General features: G+C 54.6%; 19 protein-coding genes, 1 pseudogene and 2 riboswitches. Of the genes and pseudogenes, 9 read left to right on the plus strand and 11 right to left on the minus strand.

The features are described from left to right. Positions 1 to 62 precede the first annotated feature (62 nt). A pseudogene (locus tag ACFIO0_RS14915) lies at positions 63 to 1,306 on the plus strand (transposase); the annotation flags it as partial. Positions 1,307 to 1,568: 262 nt separating this feature from the next. On the opposite strand, the gene ACFIO0_RS14920 reads toward ACFIO0_RS14915, so the two are convergent. Then, positions 1,569 to 1,919, minus strand: a complete 351-nt coding sequence (locus tag ACFIO0_RS14920) for a hypothetical protein (protein WP_390911192.1) — start codon at positions 1,917 to 1,919, stop codon at positions 1,569 to 1,571. A gap of 93 nt (positions 1,920 to 2,012) precedes the next feature. Here ACFIO0_RS14920 and ACFIO0_RS14925 point away from each other — a divergent pair, with 93 nt between their 5' ends. Then, the gene (locus ACFIO0_RS14925) at positions 2,013 to 3,386 is read left to right on the plus strand and encodes an aminotransferase (RefSeq protein WP_390911193.1); all 1,374 of its coding nucleotides are present in this window, start codon (positions 2,013 to 2,015) and stop codon (positions 3,384 to 3,386) included. A gap of 96 nt (positions 3,387 to 3,482) precedes the next feature. Here ACFIO0_RS14925 and ACFIO0_RS14930 read toward each other — a convergent pair whose 3' ends face one another. The 3 genes from ACFIO0_RS14930 to ACFIO0_RS14940 form a co-directional block, all read right to left on the minus strand. Further along, positions 3,483 to 5,438, minus strand: coding sequence for a bifunctional 2',3'-cyclic-nucleotide 2'-phosphodiesterase/3'-nucleotidase (locus ACFIO0_RS14930; protein ID WP_390911194.1), 1,956 nt, complete (start codon positions 5,436 to 5,438; stop codon positions 3,483 to 3,485). A 121-nt stretch (positions 5,439 to 5,559) separates the two neighbouring features. Further along, positions 5,560 to 5,898, minus strand: a complete 339-nt coding sequence (locus ACFIO0_RS14935) for a plastocyanin/azurin family copper-binding protein (protein ID WP_390911195.1) — start codon at positions 5,896 to 5,898, stop codon at positions 5,560 to 5,562. Continuing rightward, entirely contained in the window at positions 5,895 to 6,422 is a 528-nt protein-coding gene (locus ACFIO0_RS14940; protein ID WP_390911196.1) for a DUF4142 domain-containing protein, read from the minus strand. Before ACFIO0_RS14940 ends, ACFIO0_RS14935 begins: the two co-directional genes overlap by 4 nt. 138 nt (positions 6,423 to 6,560) lie before the next feature. Between ACFIO0_RS14940 and ACFIO0_RS14945 the strand changes: the two genes are divergently transcribed. Then, positions 6,561 to 7,511: a cupin domain-containing protein gene (locus ACFIO0_RS14945; protein WP_390911197.1), complete on the plus strand. Its 951-nt coding sequence runs from the start codon at positions 6,561 to 6,563 to the stop codon at positions 7,509 to 7,511. Positions 7,512 to 7,724: 213 nt separating this feature from the next. Further along, positions 7,725 to 9,776 (plus strand): hypothetical protein, encoded by a 2,052-nt coding sequence (locus ACFIO0_RS14950; RefSeq protein ID WP_390911198.1) that lies wholly within the window; start codon positions 7,725 to 7,727, stop codon positions 9,774 to 9,776. A gap of 63 nt (positions 9,777 to 9,839) precedes the next feature. Here ACFIO0_RS14950 and ACFIO0_RS14955 read toward each other — a convergent pair whose 3' ends face one another. Both ACFIO0_RS14955 and ACFIO0_RS14960 read right to left on the minus strand, forming a co-directional pair. Then, positions 9,840 to 11,396: an amino acid carrier protein gene (locus ACFIO0_RS14955; protein WP_390911199.1), complete on the minus strand. Its 1,557-nt coding sequence runs from the start codon at positions 11,394 to 11,396 to the stop codon at positions 9,840 to 9,842. 8 nt (positions 11,397 to 11,404) lie between these two features. Beyond that, complete coding sequence (locus ACFIO0_RS14960) at positions 11,405 to 11,842, minus strand: universal stress protein (protein ID WP_390911200.1); 438 nt, start codon at positions 11,840 to 11,842, stop codon at positions 11,405 to 11,407. A gap of 191 nt (positions 11,843 to 12,033) precedes the next feature. Here ACFIO0_RS14960 and ACFIO0_RS14965 point away from each other — a divergent pair, with 191 nt between their 5' ends. Beyond that, on the plus strand, positions 12,034 to 12,516 hold the full coding sequence (locus ACFIO0_RS14965; protein WP_390911201.1) for an Lrp/AsnC ligand binding domain-containing protein: 483 nt from the start codon (positions 12,034 to 12,036) through the stop codon (positions 12,514 to 12,516). Here ACFIO0_RS14965 and ACFIO0_RS14970 read toward each other — a convergent pair. Then, positions 12,513 to 14,375 carry an AMP-binding protein gene (locus ACFIO0_RS14970; RefSeq protein ID WP_390911202.1) on the minus strand — a complete coding sequence of 621 codons (1,863 nt, stop codon included), beginning with the start codon at positions 14,373 to 14,375 and terminating at the stop codon, positions 12,513 to 12,515. The genes ACFIO0_RS14965 and ACFIO0_RS14970 overlap by 4 nt on opposite strands. A gap of 29 nt (positions 14,376 to 14,404) precedes the next feature. On the opposite strand from ACFIO0_RS14970, the gene ACFIO0_RS14975 reads away from it, so the two are divergent. Together ACFIO0_RS14975 and ACFIO0_RS14980 are read left to right on the plus strand one after the other, a co-directional pair. After that, the gene (locus ACFIO0_RS14975; protein ID WP_390911203.1) at positions 14,405 to 15,961 is read left to right on the plus strand and encodes an amidase; all 1,557 of its coding nucleotides are present in this window, start codon (positions 14,405 to 14,407) and stop codon (positions 15,959 to 15,961) included. Between the two features lie 192 nt (positions 15,962 to 16,153). After that, complete coding sequence (locus ACFIO0_RS14980; protein WP_390911204.1) at positions 16,154 to 16,822, plus strand: hypothetical protein; 669 nt, start codon at positions 16,154 to 16,156, stop codon at positions 16,820 to 16,822. 54 nt (positions 16,823 to 16,876) lie between these two features. Here ACFIO0_RS14980 and ACFIO0_RS14985 read toward each other — a convergent pair whose 3' ends face one another. The 3 genes from ACFIO0_RS14985 to ACFIO0_RS14995 form a co-directional block, all read right to left on the minus strand. Then, positions 16,877 to 19,162: a right-handed parallel beta-helix repeat-containing protein gene (locus ACFIO0_RS14985; protein WP_390911205.1), complete on the minus strand. Its 2,286-nt coding sequence runs from the start codon at positions 19,160 to 19,162 to the stop codon at positions 16,877 to 16,879. 176 nt (positions 19,163 to 19,338) lie between these two features. Further along, a complete protein-coding gene (locus ACFIO0_RS14990) occupies positions 19,339 to 19,758 on the minus strand; it encodes a DUF4864 domain-containing protein (protein ID WP_390911206.1) in 420 nt (139 codons plus the stop codon). A 102-nt stretch (positions 19,759 to 19,860) separates the two neighbouring features. After that, the gene (locus ACFIO0_RS14995) at positions 19,861 to 21,435 is read right to left on the minus strand and encodes a lysine--tRNA ligase (RefSeq protein ID WP_390911207.1); all 1,575 of its coding nucleotides are present in this window, start codon (positions 21,433 to 21,435) and stop codon (positions 19,861 to 19,863) included. Between the two features lie 142 nt (positions 21,436 to 21,577). On the opposite strand from ACFIO0_RS14995, the gene ACFIO0_RS15000 reads away from it, so the two are divergent. Then, a complete protein-coding gene (locus ACFIO0_RS15000) occupies positions 21,578 to 21,976 on the plus strand; it encodes a TerB family tellurite resistance protein (protein ID WP_390911208.1) in 399 nt (132 codons plus the stop codon). A 53-nt stretch (positions 21,977 to 22,029) separates the two neighbouring features. Further along, positions 22,030 to 22,116, plus strand: a riboswitch (glycine riboswitch). A gap of 6 nt (positions 22,117 to 22,122) precedes the next feature. Next, positions 22,123 to 22,231, plus strand: a riboswitch (glycine riboswitch). A gap of 62 nt (positions 22,232 to 22,293) precedes the next feature. Beyond that, on the plus strand, positions 22,294 to 23,526 hold the full coding sequence (locus tag ACFIO0_RS15005; protein WP_390911209.1) for a D-amino acid dehydrogenase: 1,233 nt from the start codon (positions 22,294 to 22,296) through the stop codon (positions 23,524 to 23,526). Between the two features lie 16 nt (positions 23,527 to 23,542). Here the strand turns inward: ACFIO0_RS15005 and dacB are convergent, their stop codons facing one another. After that, the gene (gene dacB, locus ACFIO0_RS15010) at positions 23,543 to 25,036 is read right to left on the minus strand and encodes a D-alanyl-D-alanine carboxypeptidase/D-alanyl-D-alanine-endopeptidase (protein WP_390911210.1); all 1,494 of its coding nucleotides are present in this window, start codon (positions 25,034 to 25,036) and stop codon (positions 23,543 to 23,545) included. Positions 25,037 to 25,068 lie beyond the last annotated feature (32 nt).

Genomic DNA, 25,068 nt, shown 5'->3' on the forward strand with positions numbered 1-25,068 from the left:
AGCAGATCAGCATGGCCGTAGCTGGTCGTGCTTTGCCATTGTCCTTCTTTGTCTTTGTAAGAGCGGGTCAAGCCACCTCACCAGAGGTGAAAGACCTGCGTTCGGAGTCGTTGGCGCTGAAAGAATGCGTAGTTGATCTGACGCTTGAGAACCGCCTGCTCAAAAAAGCATGACAGGCAGTGGGGGATACGAGGAATGAGATATCTATTACCCGGCAGGCGATTTGGCTCAGCCAAATCTGCCGAGAGGGCGGCCTCGGAGAAACTGGAGATCATCCGCACCGTCGAGGGTTCGCATCTGCCCATTGCCCGGCAGACGATTGCAAAGCAATCTGTCGTGAGGGGGTTAAGCAGACCCTCGATATGCCGCGCATTCCGCGCAATACTTTTTATCGCCGCCTCTCATCGATTGCTTTGCGTTGGAGCACGAGGCGTTGTCGACACGCGAACTTGCCATCAAATACACGGATGAGAAGCGGTATTTTATCTCTGAACCATCGGCTTACCGCATATTGAAAGCTGCTGATCTGATCACTGCACCCGATTATGTCGTCATCAAAGCGGCAGATGAGTTCACAGACAAAACTACAGCAATCAACGAGATGCTCCTGTCGGGCAAGGGGCAGACCGACTTCACCTACTTCAAGATTATTGGCTGGGGTTGGTACTATCTCAGCACGATCTTGGATGATTACAGCCGCTACATCATCTCCTCTGCCCGGCAGGGTATTGCGCAGCAATGTCCCGAGAGGGATGGAAGCTCTGCACCAACATGCGTGCTGGTGATGTGACGGACACTATCGAGCTGGCGTTGACCGCGTCCGGTTGCGACCAGGCAGTTGTGCGCCACAAGCCACGTCTACTCAGTGACAACGGCTCCTGTTACATCTCTGGCGACTTGGCCGAGTGGCTGGAAAAGCAAAACATAACGCACGTTCGTGGCGCACCGTTCCACCCACAGACCCAAGGTAAAATCCCCTCTCGTGCATTGCTGCGCAATACCCTGCCGGGCAGTGGAACGCGGGCAGCAGACCATGAAAAACCGTGTTCTGCTAGAAAACGACTATCTGCCAGGCGATCTCGAACGACAGATCGAGACCTTCGTCGATTACGACAACAATCAACGCTACCACGAGAGCCTGAACAACTTCACACCCGCCGACGTCTACTTTGGCCGCGATAAAGCCATTCTCAGAGAAAGGGAAAAGATCAAGAAACAGACGATCCCCCCTCTCGGGATCATGCTACGCATAACCCTGCCGGCCAGTGGACAACGTCGCTTGCAACATCAAAAACAAGCAGCATAATCAATCACACAAACGAACCAGAGCCTCCGGCACTCAAATCGCGCTGACGTCCAACTTTATATGACGACGGACACATTTCAAATCCGGGCGGTCAGATGCTCCATATCCGTGCCAAAAAGGTAATGGCCGTTAAGAAAGACCCAAGTTTCGCTGACACCGCGATGCGATCAGCGCTCATTACCAAAATGCAGATCAAGAACAACCCAGTCGCCATGCCGCGCAACGCAATATCAAGAACTTCTACTACAATGAAAATCCCGATTCAGGTGGAAGTGGTTGAGTAAGTAACACAACGCAGACTTAAAATTTTTGGGCAACCTGAAACCTTGGGCATCGCAATGCGCCTTATATCGTAAGCAATATTTGCACTGAGGTTACTGTCAAAGAAGGCGTTGAAAAAGCTGGTCTTACATTCACCCCACCACGTTGCCGGATTGGACAAGGCATTGGTTTTCTTGCCGGATGGATAAACGCGCAGGCCAAAGCCTTTGATCTCGTCATCCCACACCAGCGCCTTGACGCGTCCTACATCAGCATCTTCAGCGGATCGTTTGGTTAGTTTCATCGATGCGCCAAAAGGATGGGCATGGATGATGTATTTGTCGCCGCTCATAAATGCACGCGCTTCAAAGAGACGCGCGTCTGCCCATGGTAGTGTTTCCAAAATTCAAATAGCGTCGCCTGAAATACCAAAAGGAGTCATGACATGCTGAAGAACGACCAACTTGATCAATGGGATCGTGACAACTTTTTCCACCCCTCGACCCATCTCGCTCAGCATGCGCGTGGCGAAAGCCCAAGTCGCGTCATCAAGACCGCAAGCGGCGTTCACATCGAAGACCGAAATGGCGTTCGACTGCTTGATGCGTTCGCGGGACTTTACTGCGTGAATGTCGGGTATGGTCGCCAAGAAATCGCCGAAGCGATTGCCGATCAAGCCCGCGAGTTGGCGTATTATCATTCTTACGTCGGGCACGGCACTGAGGCTTCGATCACACTGTCCAAGATGATCCTTGATCGCGCGCCATCGAACATGTCCAAGGTCTATTTTGGCCTTGGCGGATCGGATGCCAACGAAACCAACGTCAAATTAATCTGGTATTACAACAACATCCTTGGCCGCCCGGAAAAGAAAAAGATCATCAGCCGCTGGCGTGGCTATCACGGGTCCGGTTTGGTGACAGGATCGCTGACGGGGCTAGAGCTGTTTCACAAAAAGTTCGATCTGCCGTTAAACAACGTTATCCACACCGAGGCCCCGTATTTCTTTCGTCGTGACAATCTTGATCAGACCGAAGAGCAGTTCGTGGCCCATTGTGTGAGCGCCCTTGAAGAACAGATTGCGCGCGAAGGGGCCGACACGATTGCCGCCTTTATTGGCGAGCCGATTTTGGGCACCGGCGGCATCGTACCGCCGCCTGCTGGCTATTGGGTCGCGATTCAGGCCGTGTTGAAAAAGCATGACATCCTGTTGGTCGCAGACGAAGTAGTCACGGGTTTTGGCCGCCTCGGCACCATGTTCGGCTCTGATCACTACGGGATCGAAGCGGATATTATCACAATCGCCAAGGGCCTGACATCGGCCTACGCGCCGCTGTCAGGGTCAATCATCAGCGACAAAGTCTGGAAAGTTCTGGAACAAGGCACCGACGAAAACGGGCCCATCGGGCATGGCTGGACCTATTCGGCGCACCCGATTGGGGCGGCTGCGGGCGTTGCAAACCTCAAGCTGATTGACCAGCTCGATCTGGTGCGCAATGCAGGCGACGTCGGCGCATATCTGAACACGTCCATGCAAGACGCGCTTGGCGATCATCCGCATGTGGGCGACATCCGTGGCGAGGGCATGCTGTGTGCTGTCGAGTTCGTAAAAGACAAAGACAGTCGCACGTTCTTTGACGCGGCTGACAAAATCGGCCCACAGATTTCCGCAACCCTTTTGGCCCAGGACAAAGTCATCGCACGCGCGATGCCACAAGGCGACATTCTTGGCTTTGCCCCGCCGTTTTGCTTGACGCGAGAACAGGTTGATACCGTGGTTGCAGCGACAGCAAAAGCCGTCAAAACTGTACTTGGGTAAATAGCGCTCTGATCCCCATGCATCCGAATTTTGGAAAATGAACAGGGGCGGATCACCCTGCCCCTGTTCACACTCATCCTGAAATTCTGCGTTCGTTTACAGCGTGATACGGAACCGCGCAAAGCCATCTGGCCCGTCACCAGCAGCTTCGATATTTGCGTTCACTTGATCCAAATAGGCAGATGCAGCGGGGCCTGTGTCGAACAAAACGCTGGTTCCGGCCATCGGTTTAAACGACCAGTTTCCGTCGGCGCGCGGGCTGATTGTCCCTTGTTCAACGATGTAGCGTACGATCACGTCGCGGTTGGTATCCGGGCCCTCAAAGACTGTTGTTTCGGGCGTCGCACCGGGAAAACTGCCGCCGCCACCTGCGCGATAGTTGTTCGTCGCGATGATGAATTCTGCGGTCATGTCCAGCGGTGCACCGTCGAATTGCAGGTCTACGATCCGGGATGCATCCGCGTCCAGCAGCACGCCTTTGGGGTCGTATTTCGATGGTTGGGACAGGTCGATTTGATAGGTCACCCCGTCGATCACATCAAAGTTGTAGCTGGGAAAACTGGGGTTCAGCAGCACAACATCCTGCGCGCCCGGTTCGACCTGGTTGAACATGCCGGCAGAACGTTCCAGCCAGTCTTTGACCTGTTGGCCCGTCACCCTCACGGCGCGCGCGGTATTTGGATAAAGGTACAAATCCGAGACGTTTTTGATCGCCACGTCGCCTTTTGGCACGTCGGTGAAATACTCTGGTCCACCACGGCCACCCGCCTTGAACGGTGCGGCGGCTGACAAGATCGGCAAGCCTTCGTGCTCGGTGCCTTTCATCATCTGTTCGATATACCAAAGCTGCGCGATCGATACGATTTGAACCGACGGATCATCGGCCACCAGCGCAAAATAGCTGTGCAACGGCGCGTCGGTTTTCCCCACGGCGCGGCGGATGTATTCCAGCGTTTCATCATGTTCTTGCTGAACCGATGACAGCACGGTTTCGTCACTGTCCACCAGTGCCGTGGTCGAGCGATCCTCGTTGCGTTTGGAAATCGGGCGCGCCTCGGATTGCGCCGACACAACGCGCCATTCATTGCCGTCTTTTTCGATCAGCAAATCGATAAGGCCCATGTGGCTGCCCCAGAACCCACCCATGCAAGCAGGGGTGCCCATCAGCGTGCCCGCGTCCACATCGACGCCGGCAAAATCAGCGTACCCCGGGGACGGGAAAACCAGGTGGCTGTGACCGGTCAGAATGGCGTCGATGCCGTCCATCCCCGCCAGTGGGACTGACGCGTTTTCCATGCCATCGGATGCATCAGCATCGCCAATGCCGGAATGGGACAAGGCGATGATTACGTCAGCACCTTGCTCTTTCATTTGCGGCAAATACGCCTTGGCAGTTTCCAGAATGTCGCGCGCCTGCACGTTACCTTCGAGGTGGCGACGATCCCACCCCATGACTTGCGGCGGCACGAAACCGATCAGCCCAACTTTGATGTCATGGGTCGCGCCAGACCCGTCCGTGACTTGATGATCCAGAATGACATAGGGCGGGATCAGCGTTTTGTCTTTGGTCGGATCGCTGCCCAATTCCAGCGCGATATTTGCATTCACAACAGGGAAATTCGCGCCGGCCAGCGACTTCATCAGAAAGTCCAAACCGTAGTTGAATTCGTGATTGCCCAAGGTCGAGGCATCAAAGCCCAGCGTGTTCATCGCCGCGATCACCGGATGAATATCGCCGTCTTTCATGCCGCGTTCGTAGGCGATGTAGTCCCCCATCGGATTGCCCTGCAAAAAGTCGCCATTGTCGATCAGCAGCGAATTCGTGGCCTCGTCGCGGATGCCTTTGATCAGCGATGCGGTGCGCGCCAAACCTACCGTATCACGTGGCTTGTCAGCGTAATAATCATAAGGAAAAACATGCACGTGCAGGTCAGTGGTTTCCATAATCCGCAGGTGCGCCTGATTGGTCGCAGCGTTTGCCGAAAACGGATGCAGCGCGATGAAACCAGCGGTGCTTGCCAGAAATGCACGACGGTTAAGCGTGATGGACATGAGCGAATCCTTCTTTGGGTGAATATCGATTTCCTTGGATACGATCAGTGTAAGCGGTTTGTGACATGGGGCAAGTTTGACGTCAGATCACAGCCTTTCTGCGATCAAAGCCGCCTCGCAGTTATCCGATTTCGATGGTCGCTTTCATGTGCGGGTGAAAGACGCAGAAATAGCTGGTTTCCATATCTTGTGTGACCGTGATTTCACTGCTGGCACCCTGACTTAGGGCTGCGGTGTCCCAGCCAAATTCATCGGCTGTCGCAGTGTGAGGTGCGAGGTCTTCGTTCGTCCATCTGATGATATCGCCGACCTGAACCCGAACAATATCCGGCACAAACGCGAAGCCTTGGATTTGGATATTATGAACTTTGGACGACCCGAGTGCAGCTGCGCCCATGGGGACAACCGCGAATGCGACCGCCCCCAAAACTGCGTCACGTCTGGTGACTTTGGCCATCATTTGTTGACCGCTTTGACCATCATTTCTGCATGGCCTTCGTGCGCTTTGAAAATTTCGAGCCCCTGCTGAAACAGCGCGCGGACTTCGTCGTTTTCGATGTTTGGGATCATCGTGTTTTCGACCAAACCATTGACTGTCCGGTGGTACGCCAATTCGTTCGCCGCGTAGGCTACGTCAAATTCAGCGCCGCGCAGTTTTGAAAAATCATCGATGATTTCCTCTGCGCCTTCGTTTAACGCCTGACTGAAAAAGTTGTCTTGCGCGGTCGCGCCCAGCTTGTCCAAAAGCCCCAATGCGGCCGCGTTCACAGCCGTGTGGTCGCTGATCATCGTGTTGGCAAATGCGTGGATTTCGGGATTGGTGGAAATCGCCAAGGCCAAATGCGCATAGCGGATATCGATGTTATCGGCCGTGTACGCGATGTGCGCAAATTCCAGATCGTTCAAGCTTGCCACGTCCTGAGCAGACGCCTGAGAAACAAACAACGCCGAGACGACGGCGATAGCAGATACGAGAGATTTCATTTTTAGCTCCAAATGCGGTTTATGATGAAACGTTCATAACCGTGGACGGTTGGTATGAAACATGCTCAGGGATCCATGTTTTTGTGCAGATCGTTCAAGTCTGTGTACTTAGGAAGATATCCATGTATGCTTTGGTCCATGCTTGATCTTGTCAGTGACATCCTTACCAGCCTGTCGATGCGCGGCGCGTTGTATTTCCGCACGTCATTTACCAAACCGTGGGGCGTCGCCGTTCCGGCCTATGAAGACGTTGCACGATTTCATTTTGCCCACCGCGGCAGTTGCATCATCGCTGTGTCAGGCGTCGCGGAACCAGTGCAGTTGGCGCAGGGCGATTTGATTATCATTCCGCATGGCGCATCACATGAAATGTATTGCGGGCATGAACCCGAACGCACAATTTTGCCGCTGGACACCGTGTTGGACAAATCGGGGTACGACGGGTCTGGCGTGCTGGTTTATGGCGGCGGTGAACCACAAAGCGAAACCCAGTTGATCTGTGGTCATTTCTCGTTTGAGAAACACGCGCGCCACGTCTTGATGGACCGTCTACCGCCTTTTATCCACCTCACGAATTACGGCGAGAACGCTGGCAAATGGATGGAAGCCACCCTGCGCGTGATTGGGGACGAAGCGGGCGGCCAACGCATGGGCGGCGATCTGATCGCGCTAAAAATGTCCGAGGTTATTTTTGCACAAGCCATCCGCAGTTTTATCGAAGGCAATGACGCGCCCGAGTGGGGGTTAGGCGCTTTTTCGGATCCAAATTTGTGCCAAGCGCTTGACGCATTTCACAAAACCCCCAACACGGTTTGGACGGTTGAACGATTGGCCCAATCCGCCGGCATGTCGCGCACCAGCTTTGCTGTATTGTTTCAAAAGAAGATGGATTTGACGCCAATGCAGTATGTCACCAGTTGGCGTATCGAAATTGCCAAGCAACTGCTGTGCAATCCGAAAAACACGCTGACCGACGCCGCAGAAGGGGCTGGATATGCCTCGGATTCAGCATTTTCCCGAGTGTTCAAAAAAGAAACCGGGATGACGCCGGCTGGATTTAAAAACGCGGCGCGCACGTCATTGTCGTAAATTTTTCTGCTGCAACGCGTGAATTCCACCCCCTCAGATTTTGCATAGTTCTTGATAAAACTGGCGGGTTCGGGCTAGCGTTTTCATATTAGCAACCGAATTGGGGCGCAAAAGCCATTCAGGCATCGCGTGTGCCAATGCGAAACGTTTTGATTTTTCGACAAATATTTCGGTGTCCGCACGATACCAGATTTACTAAATAGGAGGCAGCCAATGCGAATTTGGCAACATTCATTTACCGTACTCATTTTCCTGATTTTTGGCGCAACGGGATCTTTTGCGCAATCAACTGGCAGTCAAATCCAGTGGGAAATCACCAACCGGTTTGCCCCTTTCGAAACCCAGTTCGAATCCGCCAGTGATCGCTCATCCTTGTTTGATCGCTACAAGCTTTTGCCCAAAGAGAGTTTCGAGAAATGGCATGAACGGCTTTATCAAGGCGGCTTGGCGTCGCCGTATCAAGAGGCGCTTGCGGCGGGCGATCACGCAAAACGGATGCATTGGGATCAGGACAAAAACCAGCATGCGCCACGCATTCTAAACTTCGTCAAAGCCGAGGATGATCCGGCCACCACGATCGACGTTAAGGTTTGGGTGAATAGCGCCAAGCAATGCAGTTGGTCCTTTGGGGGCAAGACACAAACAACAACCTGCCGCGAGCCATTTTGGATTGCGCTGCCGCTGGCCGGGGCGTCCGTTGCGGTGAAAATAGACGGGCATCACAAAGAGAACTTCCTGAAACCCAAGCACAGCGTTATTGTCGCGTTGGGCGACAGCTACGGGTCGGGTGAAGGCAATCCTGACTACCCTGCGACGTGGAAGGCGAACCGGCCCCTTGCGGCGAACAACAACTTTGGTTGGCTCAAGGCGACGGGACGCCTGCAAACCCCGCCGGAAAAGATCGGGGCCAGCATCAAGCATTGGGTCGATGACACCTGTCATCGCAGTTTTTTCAGCCACCAAAGTTTGACTGCGCTCAAGATCGCATCGGAAAACCCACACACCTTCGTGTCGTTCCTACACTACGCTTGCACGGGCGCTGAAATTTTCGACGGCGTTTTGGTGCCGCAATACCAAGCATGGGGGCAAGGCGTGTATGTGCCCTATTCCCAGTTGAACTTTGCCATTCGCGATCTGTGCTTTGGCAACGCTAAGGACTACGGCGCGGTGACTGCAAAAGAACTGGGCGACGTGCAAATCGATCAATTCGACCGGCGCGGTGGCAAAGACAACAAGCGGGACATTCAAAGCAACCTAAACCCTGATCCGAAGCTGGATAAGTTCAGCAAACAGACCGCGAAATTGCGCAAGGCAAATGGCGGCCACTTTCCGAACTCCGGCATCCTGACATGCCCGAATGCAAAGATGCGCAAGCCCGATCATGTGTTCGTAAGCGTTGGTGGCAATGACATCGGATTTGGCGACATCGTTACCTATTTTGTCGTGCCTGCACAGTGGCGGGTCGGCTTGGTCGGCAAGGCCGTTTTCCCACAGGTTTGCCCCTCTAGCGATAATCGAGTGGACGGCGAGGCGTTCCCGAACCTGCGCAAACACTGCGATAAGCTGGACCGAACCAACGGCTACGATGCCGGCAGACTGACGGGAAAAGGCCAACCTTGGGGGATGGAACAGCGCTATACCTTGTTGTTCAATATCCTCGAACACCGGTTTGACGTGAAATCATCGCAGATTGTGATGCCGCAGTACCCCGATCCTTTGCGCAATAGTGCATCGCACGCGCCAAGCTGTGCAGCACTATCCAGTCGCGACTACGTTCTGCCGGGCGACGTACCCTTGGTCTTTAACCCCGCCAGTGCGTGGGGTGGGCTAAAGGCGGCGGCACCTGACGCTGCGATCGCAGCCATTGGTTGGAACATGAAAAAATGGCATTTCAATCTGACCCCCGGCGAGGCCAAACTGGCGCTTAAAGAATTTGATGCGTTTCGGGTAGAGCTGTCTAAAACAGCGCAGGATCGGGGCATCACATACGTTTGCAGCACCCGCGATGCGTTTATCGGCTACGGCTGGTGGAAAGGCGAACATCTGAATATGCCCAACACCAAACTGCCCCCTGAATTCGGCAATTGGCATCCGTCGCAACTGGATCCCTACATTTTCGAAAAGGACACGCGCGCCATTCGAACGGGCAATGACTCGGTTCTGATACAGCCGGGGGACAAGCGGATAACGGGCGCGATGCACCCGAATTTGACTGGACATAGGTTGATTGCAGAGCAGGTCTACGGCGTTTTATCGTCGCGCTAGACCATCTGGGGGTGATCCCCGAAAATGTCTCCGGCGCAACGATGCTGCGCCGGAGTTTTTCATTTAGTGAGTGAACTTCTTGATCTCACCGCTTTGCAGACGGGCGGCGTAGGATGCAAGTTCAGTGCGTACCAGCTTCATCAGGAAGTACAGGCAGAAGATGTTCACGACAGCCATCGCAAAGATCGCCGCATCAGAGAAGTCGATGACAGGACCAAGGCTCGCGGCCGCACCGATCACGATGAACACGCAGAAGATGATCTTGAAGGTCAGCTCGGAGCCTTTGCCTTCACCGAACAAATACGTCCAGGCTTTGAGCCCGTAGTAGGACCAAGAGATCATCGTTGAGAAGGCGAACAACACAACCGCTACCGCCAAAACATACGGGAACCAGCTGATGCCAGCACCAAATGCCGCAGATGTCAGAGACACACCTGTGTTGCCGTCCACTGTCGCAATCGCTGTACCAGCTTCGTTCAGCATGTAGTTGCCGGTTGCCGGATCGACGATCAGTTGCTGCGAGATCACGATGACCAAAGCCGTCATTGTACAGATCACAACCGTATCGATCAGTGGCTCTAGCAAAGACACGAAACCCTCGGTGATTGGTTCTTTGGTTTTCACCGCAGAGTGCGCAATCGCCGCAGAGCCAACGCCAGCTTCGTTCGAGAACGCAGCCCGTTTGAACCCTTGGATCAAGGCCCCAACAAAACCGCCTGCAACGCCAAGACCGGTAAAGGCACCTTGGAAGATCTGACCAAAGGCCCAGCCGATCATGTTGTAGTTTACGATCAGGATGATCAACGCTGCACCAACATAAAGAATGCCCATGATCGGCACGATTTTCTCGGTCACGTTGGCGATGGATTTGATGCCGCCCACGATGACTGCGAACACGATACCAGCAAAGATGAACCCAGTGATCAGGCCAGAGAACTCAAAGCCGACAACGGTTTGAATTTGCGCGTGCGCCTGGTTGGCTTGGAACATGTTACCGCCGCCAAGTGCGCCAAGGATACAGAACACAGAGAACAGAACGGCAAGGAATTTACCGCCCGGCAGACCCAGTTCCTTGAAGCCCTTAGAGATGTAGTACATCGGACCACCAGACACAGTGCCGTCCGGATATTCGTTGCGGTATTTCACACCCAACGTACATTCCGTGAACTTTGAGGCCATGCCCAAAAGACCCGCAAGGATCATCCAGAACGTGGCGCCCGGCCCACCGATCCCGACAGCAACCGCAACACCCGCGATGTTCCCAAGACCGACAGTGCCCGACAAAGCAGTCGCAAGGGCCTGAAAGTGGCTGACCTCACCCGCGTCATTCGGGTCAGAATAGTCACCTTTGACCAGCTGGATTGCATGTTTGAAAAACCGGAACTGAACAAACCCAAAGTAAAATGTGAAAATCGTTGCGGCGACGACCAACCACATCACAATCCAAGGGAAGTTGGTGCCCGGCAGTGACATGAAAATAAAGTTCACGAACCAACCTGTAGAGGCGGCAAAAATGTCGTTCACTTTTTGATCTAGCGATGCGGCTTCTTGCGCCGCGAGAGGGCTTGCAGCCATCGCGGTCGTGGCTGCTGCGAGCCAAAGTTTTGATGCGATATTCATAATACCCCCTATCCGACGACTGTGACAGGCACGTCTGCGTGCATCACAAGGTTCTGGGTCGAGCTGCCAAACAGCCGTTTGCTAAATCCGTTCGCAGACATGCGACCGACGATGATTTGCGACCCGCCGTTTTCGACTGTGATCTTGTTCAGCGTTTCGGCAACATCCCCGTGGCGCACAACGCCAGTTGCCGCAAAGCCCGCGTCCTTGAGGCTTTGCAAAGCCGGCTCAACGATGCGTGACGTGGCCAGCGCAATCTCTTCTTCGCGCCGCTTGTGACGCTGCGCGTTCTCTTCTGCGGTTTGGAACGTAAAGGGTGACCATTCGATGATGTAGACCACCAACAACTCGCAGCCATCCGTTCGCGAGGCTAAATCCTTCGCAAATGCCAGTGCACGCTCACCGGTTTCGGTGCCGTCCAATCCAATAATTATTTTTACCGTCATTCTGTCCTCCGTATCGTGTGTTTTCTATCTATTGGGGAACATGCTTCCCCATTTGAGACAGTGTGTAAAGGCTATCCCCACGCCACTACCCAGCTTTAGTATCAGTTATAATCACTAGACATTGGGCATTTTATCCGCTTATTTATAGATTAATGTCTGGAAAACCAGCGTAGTTTCAGGAGAAATCCCTATTGAGTAGAGATTTAGATAGAATTGATCTTAGGATTCTCAAAGAACTTGAGGTTGATGGTAGACTGTCAATTGTTGAGCTTGCCGGACGGGTAAATTTGACGAACACGCCCTGCTCAGAACGTGTAAAACGCCTAGAGCGTGCAGGGCATATCACGGGTTACCGCGCCGTTCTGGACATGGATAAACTGGGGCTGAGCCATTTAACGGTCATGCAGGTTTCGCTGGCCGCAACCGCAGGCAACAATTCGCTGGATGACTTTAACGAGGCTGTTCGCAAGATCCCCGAAGTCGAAAGCTGCCTGATGATTGCCGGATCATTTGACTATCTGATGACGGTGCGCACCCGGGACATCGCAGAATTTCGCAATGTTTTGGGTGACAAAATCAACAAACTGCCGGGCGTCATGCAGACGAATTCATTCGCCGTCATGGAGATCGTAAAAGAGGGCAAGGAATTTAGGGGTGCGGCGCAAACAGCCTAGTCCGATTGCACCTTCGCCTCGAAAAGATACGCGGAAAGCGCTTGCTCTACGCTCGAAACAGCGGCCTGATCGCCATCTTTTAACGTCACGGTGACACGCATGCCACGTGCGCCACCGTCAACGGCATCGACACGCGCATCTGGCAGATCCAATTCGGCTTGCAGCAGTTCGCTGATCTTTAATCTGGCCGCTTCACACCGCAAACCTGGTTTGTAAATCTTGCCGACAGTGGTCAATGGGATCGCGTCGATCAGCGCAATTCTCTTGGGCCACGCGGGTCGCTCATCGATTGTGTTTTGGGCGTGTGCTTGCAATTCTTCAACGCTTGCATTTGCCCCCTCGTGCAGTTGCACAAAACAAATCGGTAACTCGCCAGCGTAGGCATCAGGCATCCCCACGGCTGCGGCAAGCGCGACTGCTGGATGCGTGCTCATCGCGTTTTCGATCATGGCCGGGTCGATGTTATGCCCACTTCGGATGATCAAATCTTTGGACCGACCGGCAATGTAAAGCCGCCCTTGCGCGTCTTTGTATCCCAGATCGCCAGAATTCAACTGACCTGCATTAAAGACGCCCGCGTCGTGTTTCGGGTCACTGTAGCCGGGCGAAAGATGATCGCCGCTGATCGCAATGACACCGATTTCGCCGGCGTCACAGAGTTCACCAAGACTGCCGTCCTCGTGCTGGCGCAAAACATCGACTTGGGTGTAGGGCAATGCCCAACCGACAGAACCCTCAGCGCCCGCGCCACACGGTGGGTCGATGCTGATCAGCCCCGACGCTTCGGTCATTCCTAGAATTTCGAACAACGTGCCTCCGGTCACCTCTTTGAACTGTTGCCCGACCGCTGGCGGAAGCAATGCAGCCCCCGTCAATCCAGCCCGCACGCTGCTGATGTCGTGATCGCCCACCGGCGTTTGCAACACGGCACCCAAAGCCGTCGGAACCCCTGCGACCAGCGTCGCCTTGTGTGCGGCAACCAAGCGCCAGAACCCTTCGGCGATGGCCGGACTGCGCAGGCCAGCCGGCGACATGATGACCAGTTCGGCCCCAGCCATGAACCCGCTGAGCCCCGCAACAATCGTGCCGGCGACGTGGAACAACGGGAATGTCGCTGTCAAAACGTCATCCGACGTGTATCCGCACATCGCCGCCCCACCAAAGGCTGCAACCAGCTGGCTGCGATGCGTGTGCGCGACCAGCTTCGGCACGCCCGTTGTGCCGCCAGTGTGGAAATACGCCGCCAGATCATCACCGCCGCGCGCCTCGCCAAAGATCAAGTGATCGTCGGGTTGCGCCATCAAGGCAGATGCAAAATCAACGACGCCGTCCTCGGCAGGTGTGCCGGGGGGCGCCACACGCATCAATACCAAATCAGGGATCTGATCGCGCAACTGAATTGCTTTTTCCCAAATATCCAGCTGCGGATGCGGCCCCAACGCGACGAGAACTTTAGCCCCCGAGGCCTTAAGCAATTCGGCAATGCTGTCGGGTTGCAGCAGAAAGTTGATTGGCACAGCAAAGCCCGCAGTTTCAGCGCCCCACAACGTGACATGCGTTTCGACAAGCGACGGCAGCATAAACGCAACACCCGGCGCAGGCCCACCAAGATCGGAAAACATGTTGGCAGCACGCCGCACCATGCCCAGCATTTGTGTGTATTTCACACGGCGCGGTTGTTCGTCTGCGGCACCGGTCATCAGCATCGTGATCGCAGTTCCGTCGGGGTTTTGCTCTGCGCTGGCGACAAACACATCCAAAACAGAGCGCTCCGGCAGGCGTTGTGCAAGCGTCATTTCAGTTTCAAAGCGTTCCAGATCAGCCTTGGTGCGGATCGGTTCATTCCCTAAATTGGCCATCGATTGCTCCTGAAATGCGCGGTTTCTATATGACCACTCTTGCCCAGCAGATTTCAATCGGCAAGCCGGGTTCTGAACTGGCGACGTTACGAACATCACCAAGTGATCGATCAGAGTCGCAAAAACCCGATGCGATTGGACTGCTTGGCGCGATGCTGTCACACTCGACCAAATATGTGAGGGAGATGACAGATATGTCCGATGTATGGCGCATGTCCGCGACAGAAATTGCTGATGCAGTTCGATCCAAACGATTGTCTGCCGTTGACGTGACCAAGGCGCATTTGGCGCGGATTGATGCCACCAATTCGGACATTAACGCCGTCGTGCAGCATTTCCCCGACGAGGCACTGGCGTCCGCGCGCGCGGTAGATGCCGCGATCGCCGCGGGCAAAAATCCCGGGATTTTATGCGGCGTTCCCGTCACCATCAAAGTGAACGTCGACCAAAAGGGGCATGCCACAACCAATGGGCTGAAGCTGCAGAAAGACCTGATCGCTTACACCGACAGTCCGGTTGTGTCCAACATTCGCGCAGCCGGCGGTGTCATTGTCGGACGCACCAACACGCCTGCATTTTCCCTGCGTTGGTTCACCAAGAACGACCTGCATGGTCAGACGTTAAATCCGAGGAACAAGGCATTCACCCCCGGCGGATCATCCGGCGGCGCGTCTGCTGCGGTGGCCAGTGGCATGTGCGCAATCGGACATGGTACAGATATCGCCGGATCGATCCGATACCCCGCATATGCGTGTGGCCTGCACGGGCTGCGTCCGACATTAGGCCGCATCCCGGCCTTCAACGCATCTGGGCCTGACAGGCATATCGGCGCACAAATGATGGCAGTGTCTGGCCCCATCGCAAGAACGATTTCAGACATCGAAATCGCGTTCAAGGCAATGGCGGCAGAAGATATCCGCGATCCGTGGTGGGTGCCTGCACCTTATGAACAAGGTAAATTTCCAAAGCGCGCAGCATTAACCATCACCCCGGATGGAATGCCTGTCGCGCGAGAGGTTGAAAACGCCCTGCGTGACGCCGCGCAACGACTAAAGGACGCCGGTTGGATCGTAGACGAGGTTGCCTGTCCATCGATGCGCAAAGCCGCCGAAATAAATGAGCAATTGTGGATGACTGAAATGCGGGCCGGTGCCGAAAAAATGGTGGCTTTGGAAGCTGACCCAGATGCCCAATTTGTCTACCAGCAAATGAAAAACAGAATTGCCCCCGTTGACGTCGAGGGTCTACTGGGCGCGCTGCAAACGCGTGCCGGCCTGGTGCGTGAGTGGCAAGAGTTCATGCAAAGATATCCTGTTCTCATTTGCCCCACGTCAGGGGAATTACCGTTTGCCCAGCAGCAAGATGTCCAATCAGAAATTACTTTTGAAGCGATAATGGAAGCGCAGTTGACGCAGCGCGCTTTGCCGGTTTTGGGATTGCCCGGGCTGGCTGTCGCGACGGGCATGTTCGGACAAACCCCTGTCGGCGTGCAACTGGTTGGGGGGCGCTATCGCGAAGACATTTTGATCGCGGCGGGGGCAGACATAGAACGCGCTGGTGCCAGCATCAACGTCGCAGAAATATAGTTTCTTTGCAGGCCAAATTACTGCTGGATTTGTGTGCAAGCGGCCTGCGGATTGAACCTATTAATCAGGACGAATTAAGGCCCGCATCACATTGCGCGCGCCTAAGACACGTTTTTCTGTTTACCAAAAACCACCCAGCGGTAACCGAACATTAACCAAGGTTAAGCAATGATCACTCCGAAAGGGGTACGAATGTTTCGAGTGGTCTTGGTTTTCTGGTTTGCATGTTTGCTGGCTCAACCTGTTTATGCGGGCGCTTGGCTGCGTGAAAAAGGCAAAGGATTTCTTGCGTATTCCAATCTGACGGCGAGCACGTTGGACACCTCGTATTCCGCATATTTCGACTATGGGCTGAACAGCAAAATGACCATAGGCGCAACGCTCGAGGTTCTATCACCGCTCAATCGACAACTCTCTGGTCAAGGATTGGTGTTCATACGTCGCTCGTTGAACTGGAGCAAATCGAACGCGCATTGGGCGTACGAACTGGGCGTCGGCGCACGCCATACAGGCATCGAATTTGTACCGATTGCCAAAACCTCGCTGTCATACGGGCGCGGTGTTTCTTGGGGCAAACGTGATGGCTGGTTTGCTGTAGATGCGGGCGTCGAATGGGATTTGGGCTATTCCAAACATGTGGTCAAAATTGACTCTACGCTGGGGTTAGAATTCGGAGAACGCAGCAAAGGCATGTTGCAAGTTTTTAACACTTTTGGCGAGGACTGGACCAACGTCACTGTGTCACCATCCTACGTTTATAAATCCAAAAAGAAGAAAATTAACTACGTTTTCGGGCTCGAAAACAGCAGCCTGACCCCTGACATTGTCGCCATCAAAATTGGTGTCTGGCAGTCTTTTTAGAATGGTCGAAACGAAAAAGGCCCGCCAGGAATGACGGGCCTCCAGGGGTTTTATCTAGTCGTCCATGCGGACGCTAATCTGCACTTCGCCACGCACAGCTGTGCCCCATTGCAGGTTCACCTGATCGTTCTGGCTTCCTTGGCTCAGTTCTGCGTACGGCGTGATGAACTGGTCCGTGCCAGAGCTGTTGCGAATGCGACCAATCGCCGTGACGCTGTCGACACCTAACGTATGCCCCTCGAATGGCAGCAAACCTTCCGTATCAACCACCCATGTCGCCGCACTGGTCGACACGGTATGCGCAATCCGCAGCGGGTTGGACACTTGCTCACTTATGTTGTGAAACGAGTTCCCCATAAAGCTCACGTCCTTCATCCGCGCGCGGTTCAGGTCAGCAAAACTAGTGTCGACCCGTTCTGCCCGGTCAATGGATCCGTTGAACGAACGGAACTTGTTTCCAGTGATCGACACACCGTTCAGGAAATGCCCGGACCCGTGTGGTTTAACCACAATGTAGCTGAACCAAGGTGCCACCGCGCCGGACAAAAAGATGTTGTCCGAAATGCTCATTGCACTGAACGAAAACCCGCTCGTGAAATCTGGTGATGGATCATATTCGTTGGTCCATTCAACAAAGCAGTTGTCGACATAGTTGTTGGTGATGATTGCACTGCAATACCCGTTCGCCACCACGATGCCTGCTGTGCGAATGCCATTTGGTTGACCATCGCCTTGGAAAAAGTGGTTGCCAATGAACTGCGTGTTGGTGCCGCCAAAAATACCGAAATGCCGATGGCGCGTGGCGCGGTTGTGTCGGATTTTGATATCGTTTGCGTTGGTGTTAATACCAATGGAAACCCGCTCGCTCACGTCCAGATCGTCTTCGGACGATAAAAACTGACACCTGTCGATCAAGATGCCTTGGCACCCCGTCCCATGCGATGAAATCCCATGATTTTTCGGACGCGAAATATGGCAATCACGGACGTGAAACGTCAAGCCAGATGGGGCCAGCAAAACGGCACTGGCAACGCCGTTACACTGGATTTCCAAGTCATCCAAAGCGAACTTGCTCAGTGCGGAAAAGCCGCTGAAATCCAGAACGTATTTGTGACGGTGAAAGGTGAAACTCTGACGACCGACTGCGTCATACAGCGGTTGGCTCAGCGTGATTTCCTTGGCTGTCACATCTACAGACTTAACATAGATAGCGCGGCCCACACCGATACCTTCGACGACAGACCCGACTTCGATGTTCGCGATGTTGGTCACTTCTGTCAGCTTCTTGGAATCTGATGTGCTGTAGGTTGCTTGCGACGCGGCAACATACGTATCCCAATCACCATTTGTCGTGGCCTCAAGTTGACCATTGCGAATGACGCGACGGGTGGCAAAGCTGGTGCGATCAGGAACTGCGGCCTGCATGTCGATTGGACCAGTAATCGCAACTTTGCGCCCGCCCATATCCAACGATTCATGATCTGCGTTGTTCAACAACGCTTGGAACGCCTTGCGAAAGGCCAACTCTTCATTGCCCATCGCGTCTATGTAGGTCGCCAGATCGAACTGACGCGTCAAAAGCAGCGTCTTGTCAGTGGGCATAACAATCGTGCCCTCGAAACGAACCGTCGTATCGATCGTCATGTCGCTGTTGATGTAATAGCTGCCTTCAGGCACCAAAAGCATACGACCATTTGCGGCAGCGTTGGCCGCATCAAACGCATCAGCGTCGTCTGTTGTCCCATTTCCCACGGCACCGTAGTCCCGCACGTCAACAGTCGAAAGAATGTCTCGCAAGAAGACCGACGTGATGTCGCTGATTTCGATGTCATCGATCCGGACAATTCCGCCATTCGGGCCTGTCAGATCCAAACCAAAGTGGCCATAGATCGCATCGCCGCCCCAAATCAAATCAACACCAGTGCGACTGCCCGCACCGATAATCGCCGAAATCTCGTGGACGTCGCCATAGCTTGTCAATGTTGTCGTTGGGCCGGTTGTAACCACGCCTGACACAGCACCGCCGCCAGCTTGCCCCGCAAATCCTGCGATCCGAACCGTTGGCAAACTGCCGCTTAGCACTTTGATCCTCACTTTGACCTGCAGGTAACATCCTGGCAACAAAGGCGTTTCGCCCATGTAACGTACGCGCGTTGTGTTGCTTGTCTTTTGAATTTCCAGACAGCCGCCAAAGTCCTGATCCGCGGGCACATAGGCCGCGTTGGACGCGTTTTGGTACGTGTCTGTGCCGGGCGTTCCGTCACCGCTTGACCAAACATCCAAGCCATTCGCAAAGGCTGGTGGCATCAGCTGCACACCGTCGGTAATTGCCTTGTTCATTCAATATCCCTTTCCCGCCGGGGCGCAACGCCCCTCACCTGAGGGACATCACGCGCACCGAAATGATCCACGGGCTGACACTCAGAAGTGGCCAGCTCTTGCGAGACAAGGAAATATCAATGAAGGCTTAATGCCGTCTCACACCACCGTGACGGTGGTGTGGTCGTGCTGGCCAGCTAGGCGGCAACATCCGGTTGGGGCAAGAGTTGAACACCGTTGATTTTCCAACCGGTGTCCGTTTCCAACATCCGGTAGCCCAAAACATGCAGGCGGTCCTGTTGGTCTTTGATCAAAACTTTTTGCCATAAGTCGCCATCAATCTCAGCGAGGTCCAGATACGTGACATCAGCAGGTCGCCAGACCATCGGATAGCCCCGCGTCACCATCTGTCCAAAGTTGTCCGAACTGCCAAAAATACGTTGGATGTTGGGGCTGGCGAACTCAAACGCACCGGCAAAATCATCCATCTGCAAGGCTTCGATTTGACGGCTGATTGTTGTTTGAATGTCCGCACCTTGGGCGCGAGCATCGAGAGCGACCATTCCGCTCACGGCAAAAGCCGCAGCAAAAATTGTGACCCTGAGAGTTCGGAACATGTGACAACCTCCTGTTTGATATCAAACAGGGTAGCTCATCCCCGGCAAAAAACAATTTTTACCAGCCTGCGGGTAAGGTGCGGGTGTCCCGCACCCCTGCCGTCAAACCAGATCGCCAGCCAGCGCTGAATCGATCAATGCAACGGTTTCATCCACACCATAAAGCGCAATGAAACCGCCGAAACGTGGGCCTTGCGATGCACCTAGCAACACTTCGTAAAGTGCCGTGAACCAAGCACGCAACGGGTCAAACCGCTCGCGCCCGCAGGCAAACACCTCGGACTGCAACGCCTCTGCATCAAGCCCGCCGTCCCATGCAACCAAACGCGCACGCAGGTCTTCCAGCGCTTCGCGCTCTAGGTCCGTCGCAGCACGGAACACTTTGGTTGGTTTTACAAAATCATTGTAATAGCGCACGGCAAAGCCCGCCGCCTGATCCAGATCAGGATGCGTTGCGGCAGAAGCCTCTGGCGCATACCGCTGAATGAAACCCCAAAGTTGATCTTTTTCTTCAGCTCCAGACACAGCGGCTAAATTCAGCAGCATCGAAAACGGTACAACCATGTTCGAGGTTGGAACATCACCGCCGTGGATATGCCAAACGGGGTTGTTCAGGCGTGCTTTTACGTCCTGCCCCTCATAGGCCCGCAGCTGCTGGTGATATTCATCCATCGCCTTTGGGATCACGTCAAAATGCATGCGCTTGGCCGTCTTTGGCTTTTGATACATGAAATACGACAGCGATTCAGACGACGCATAGGTCAACCATTCATCGATGCTGATTCCATTGCCGCTGGTCTTGGAAATCTTGTGCCCGTCCGCATCCAAGAACAGTTCATAACTGAAATGCTCGGGCGCTTTGTGCCCCAAAATCCGGCAAATGCTGTCGTAGATCGGCGTGTTGGTCGAATGATCTTTGCCGTACATTTCAAAGTCGACCTCAAGGGCCGCCCAGCGCGCACCAAAGTCCGGTTTCCATTGCAATTTCACGTTGCCACCGGTGATCGGCAGCGTCATTTCCTCGCCCTCTTCGGTGTCAAAGGTGATCGTGCCCTCGTTGGCGTTTACGCTTTTCATCGGCACGTACATGACGCGCCCCGTTTCGGGATGGATCGGCAGGAAAATCGAATAGGTCTGGCGACGTTCTTCACGCAAACTTTTCAGCATCACCGCCATGATCTCGTCGTACTTTTCCGCGGCGCGCATCAGCACTGTATCGAATTTGCCCGAGCCGTAGAATTCAGTTGCCGAGATGAACTCGTAATCGAACCCGAACGTATCGAGGAATCGACGCAGCATTGCGTTGTTGTGGTGGCCAAAGCTTTCGTGGGTGCCAAACGGGTCCGGCACAGACGTCAACGGGCGCTGCAAATGTTCGCTCAATGCCTCGGGGTTCGGCACGTTGCCCGGCACTTTGCGCATGCCGTCCAGATCGTCGGAAAAGCACACCAGTTTGGTCGGGATATCGCTGATCTCTTCGAACGCGCGGCGCACCATCGTTGTGCGTGACACTTCGCCGAATGTGCCGATGTGGGGCAAACCCGAGGGGCCATATCCCGTTTCAAACAGGACAAATCCCTTTTCGGGTGGATTTTTTGCATAGCGTTTGAGCAGCCGGCGCGCTTCTTCAAACGGCCATGCTTTGCAGGCCATTGCGGCCTCTCGTGTCTCGGTCATATCGCTATCCAATTGATAATCCCCCGCGCCCCATGCGCGCAGTTGTGCCGCTACCTATTGCCCAATGGCATGCGCGTCAATAAATTGAACACGAACATGAACCCTCTCAAGGACGCACACATTGCAAGATCTCCCCCATGCCATGACCGCTCAGGACGCGCTGGTTGCCCTGATGATCGCCGTTTCCGCGTCTGACGAAGATATCCGCACTGCGGAGCTGGTCAAAATCCAATCAGCCGTCAACATGCTGCCGGTTTTTGCTGATTTCGATCTCGATCGCTTGAACACCGTTAGTCAGGTTGTGTTCGATTTATTCGAACAAGAAGACGGGCTTGATGCCTTATTCGGATTGGTACGCGAAGCGTTGCCAGAACGCCTGAACGAAACCGCCTATGCGCTGGCCTGCGATGTCGCTGCGGCGGATGGGTCCTTGGACGAGGCAGAGCTGCGCCTTCTCGAAGAAATCCGGTATGAACTGAACATCGACCGCCTGCACGCCGCAGCCATCGAACGCGGTGCACGCGCACGCCACGTGACCTAAGCGAAAAACCTTTGATTTAATCGAAACGGGGTCCTATAGGACGCGTAGTTGATGAGACTCACATGGGAGAGCGCAGAGAAGTCTGCCGCCGAAGGAGCAACGCCCCGGAAACTCTCAGGCACATGAACCGTGTGGGCCGCCAAAGACATCAACTATCTGGAGAGAGGTCAGCGCAAGCGCAGCTGGCCCACCGAAGGAGAAAGCCGCCATTTGATTGGCGGTCAAGCTCTCAGGTCACGCGACAGATGGGGACACGGCACTGGCATTGACGCCAGACCTGTGTCCGTCCCATCGCGCCAGTTAAAAGAGCTACGACCATGACCCATATCGCCGTTATCGGTGCCGGTATCACCGGTATCACGACCGCCTATTCGCTGGCCTCTCGCGGCTACAAAGTGTCTGTTTTTGACCGCAATCGGTATGCCGCGATGGAAACGTCCTTTGCAAATGGCGGTCAGCTCAGCGCCTCGAACGCCGAAGTGTGGACACGCTGGGGCACGATTTTCAAAGGGCTCAAGTGGATGATGAATCCGGATGCCCCGCTGCTTGTGAACCCGCGCCCCAGCTGGCACAAATTGTCGTGGATGGCCGAATTCATGGGCAACATCCCGAACTACGAAAGCCACACAATCGCGACCGCCCGTATGGCAATTGAGGCCCGCAAGCACTTGTTGCGGTTCGCAGACGAGGTTGGGTTTTCCTTCGATTTGGAAAAACGCGGTATTTTGCATGTCTATAAATCAGAAGGTGAATTTGCCCACGCCCGCCGTGTGAACGAATTGCTGTCCAAAGGCGGACTTGAACGGCGCGAAGTAACAGCGGCCGAAGTTCAAGACATCGAGCCCGCTTTGCGCACCAAAACTCTGGGTGGTTATTACACCGAAAGCGATTTCACCGGCGATATTCATCTCTATGCACGCGCGCTGTCCAAAGGATGCGAACAGTTGGGCGTCACATTCAACTACAACGCAGATGTGTCCGAATTTCGCCACACAGGCCAAGGCGTGAAAATCAGCTGGCAGTCCGGTGCAGGCGATCAGCAACAACATTTTGATGGCATCGTTGTATGCGCTGGCGTAGGCAGTCGTGCAATTGCAGCGTCCCTTGGGGATCGCGTGAACATCTACCCCGTCAAAGGCTATTCGATCACCGTCAATCTGGATGACGCAAACAGCCAAGCCGCAGCCCCTTGGGTCAGCCTGCTGGACGACGAGGCCAAAGTGGTCACATCCCGCCTTGGCAAAAACCGGTTCCGCATTGCCGGTACCGCAGAATTCAACGGCTACAACCTGGACATTCGCGATGACCGGATCAAACCGCTGCGCAAGTGGTGCGAGACATTCTTTCCAGAGGTATCGACCGAACACTGCGTGCCTTGGGCAGGCTTGCGCCCGATGCTGCCCTCGATGATGCCAAAAATCGGACCGGGTTCGAAACCGGGCGTGTTCTACAACACTGGCCACGGGCATTTGGGGTGGACCCTATCGGCCGCAACAGCCGAAGCCGTCGCCGATTTTGTCGAAGTAGACCGCGTGAAAAACGCAGCATGATTTCGTGCGGGGATGCTTAGGAGCTGTAAAGCGTCCCCCACCTTTCGATCAACCGTTGCTGCATTTGCTTGGCGCGTTTGTTGTATCCGCGCGCGCCTTGCGGGGCTTCGCGGTTGGCCTTGGTGATGCGTTTGCGCACGGCTTCATCCGCACTAAAAATAGCAAAGACCAGAACCGTGCCGTCGGAGACCTCCATGTAGCCGCCCAAACCAGACACGAAATTAAGGGTCCCCGTTTTGGCGTCCACTTTGATCGGGTGGTTTTTTAGCACTTTGCCTTTTGCGTCGCGCATCGCGACAGGTTTTAGGATCGGGCGCAGCGTCTTGCTAGCGTAGACTTTGACCAATGCCTCGACCATGCTGTCTGCGGTCATTCGGTTCGCCGCTCCTAGGCCCGAATGGTCAACCAGCTTTAGACCCTGCGTCCCGAAACGGGCGCGTGCCCAAGCGTTCATTTCATTTGCAGAGGCACGCAAACTGGCCGGCTTTCCACGCCGTTTGGCAGTGGCTGCCATGCCGATCATTTCAGCCATCAGGTTGTTGGAAAACTTCAACGTGTCTTTTAGCAAATCTCGAACAGGCGCGCTTTGATGCGTTACAATAGCCGTGCCTGCGGACAGTTTTGCCACGACTTTGGCCGCCTTCAACTTGATCCCGTGGGACGCCGCCATGGTGCGAAACACGTCGCCCGCATAGGCCGCAGGATCACGCACCGGCAACCAACGTGATCCGCCATTGCCAAGGGCGCGGCGCGACACTGACCAGTTGTCGATCCCGTTTGTGCCAGAGTATTTGTAGACCGGAATATCACGTTCGGCGATGCGCATTTTGGCCATACTGACACTTGGGCGATGCTTGGTTGTGCGGGCCTCCATCGTCACACCGTACGTGCCGGAACTGCGACGCCATTCAAAGTGAACACGGTTAAAATTTAGCGCGATCCCGGACACTGCCGGACTGTAACCAACATGCGCTGGCTGATCCGTGTCGATGGTTTCGATTCGGGGCAAAGCACCGTCATAGACCTTGAATTCGCCCTTCACACCCGTGACGCCCGCCGCTTTCAGCCGCCGTGCCATATCAGCCAAAATGTTTGTATCCAGCGTCGGATCGCCACCACCTGCAAGGATCAGATCGCCTTGGATCACGCCGCCAGACACACTGCCTGTTGCGATCAATTGGGTGTTAAACCGATGCGATGGCCCCAAAACATCCAGTGCGTAAAGCGCTGTAATTGCTTTGGTAACGCTGGCAGGGGCGGTCGCCACATTGTGGTTGCGCGATTCGAGCCGCGCCCCGGTTTTTGCATCCGCCATAACAAAACTGACACGTCCACCCAGCTTGGCCTCGGCCACAATCGCGTCAACACCGCGCACCGTTTTCTTGCGAAACCCTGCACCACGCAGCCTAGGGCGCAGTGACGTATTCGGCGCATCCGCCCACGCCAAACCCACGGCCGCACTGGACAGCGCTGAACCCAAAAAAACTCGTCTCGAAATACCACGTATCATGCGGGCAGGTTAACCAATCCAATGGGGCGTGA

Origin of the sequence: Pseudosulfitobacter sp. SM2401 (assembly GCF_042932805.1) — a bacterium.
GTDB lineage: Bacteria > Pseudomonadota > Alphaproteobacteria > Rhodobacterales > Rhodobacteraceae > Ascidiaceihabitans.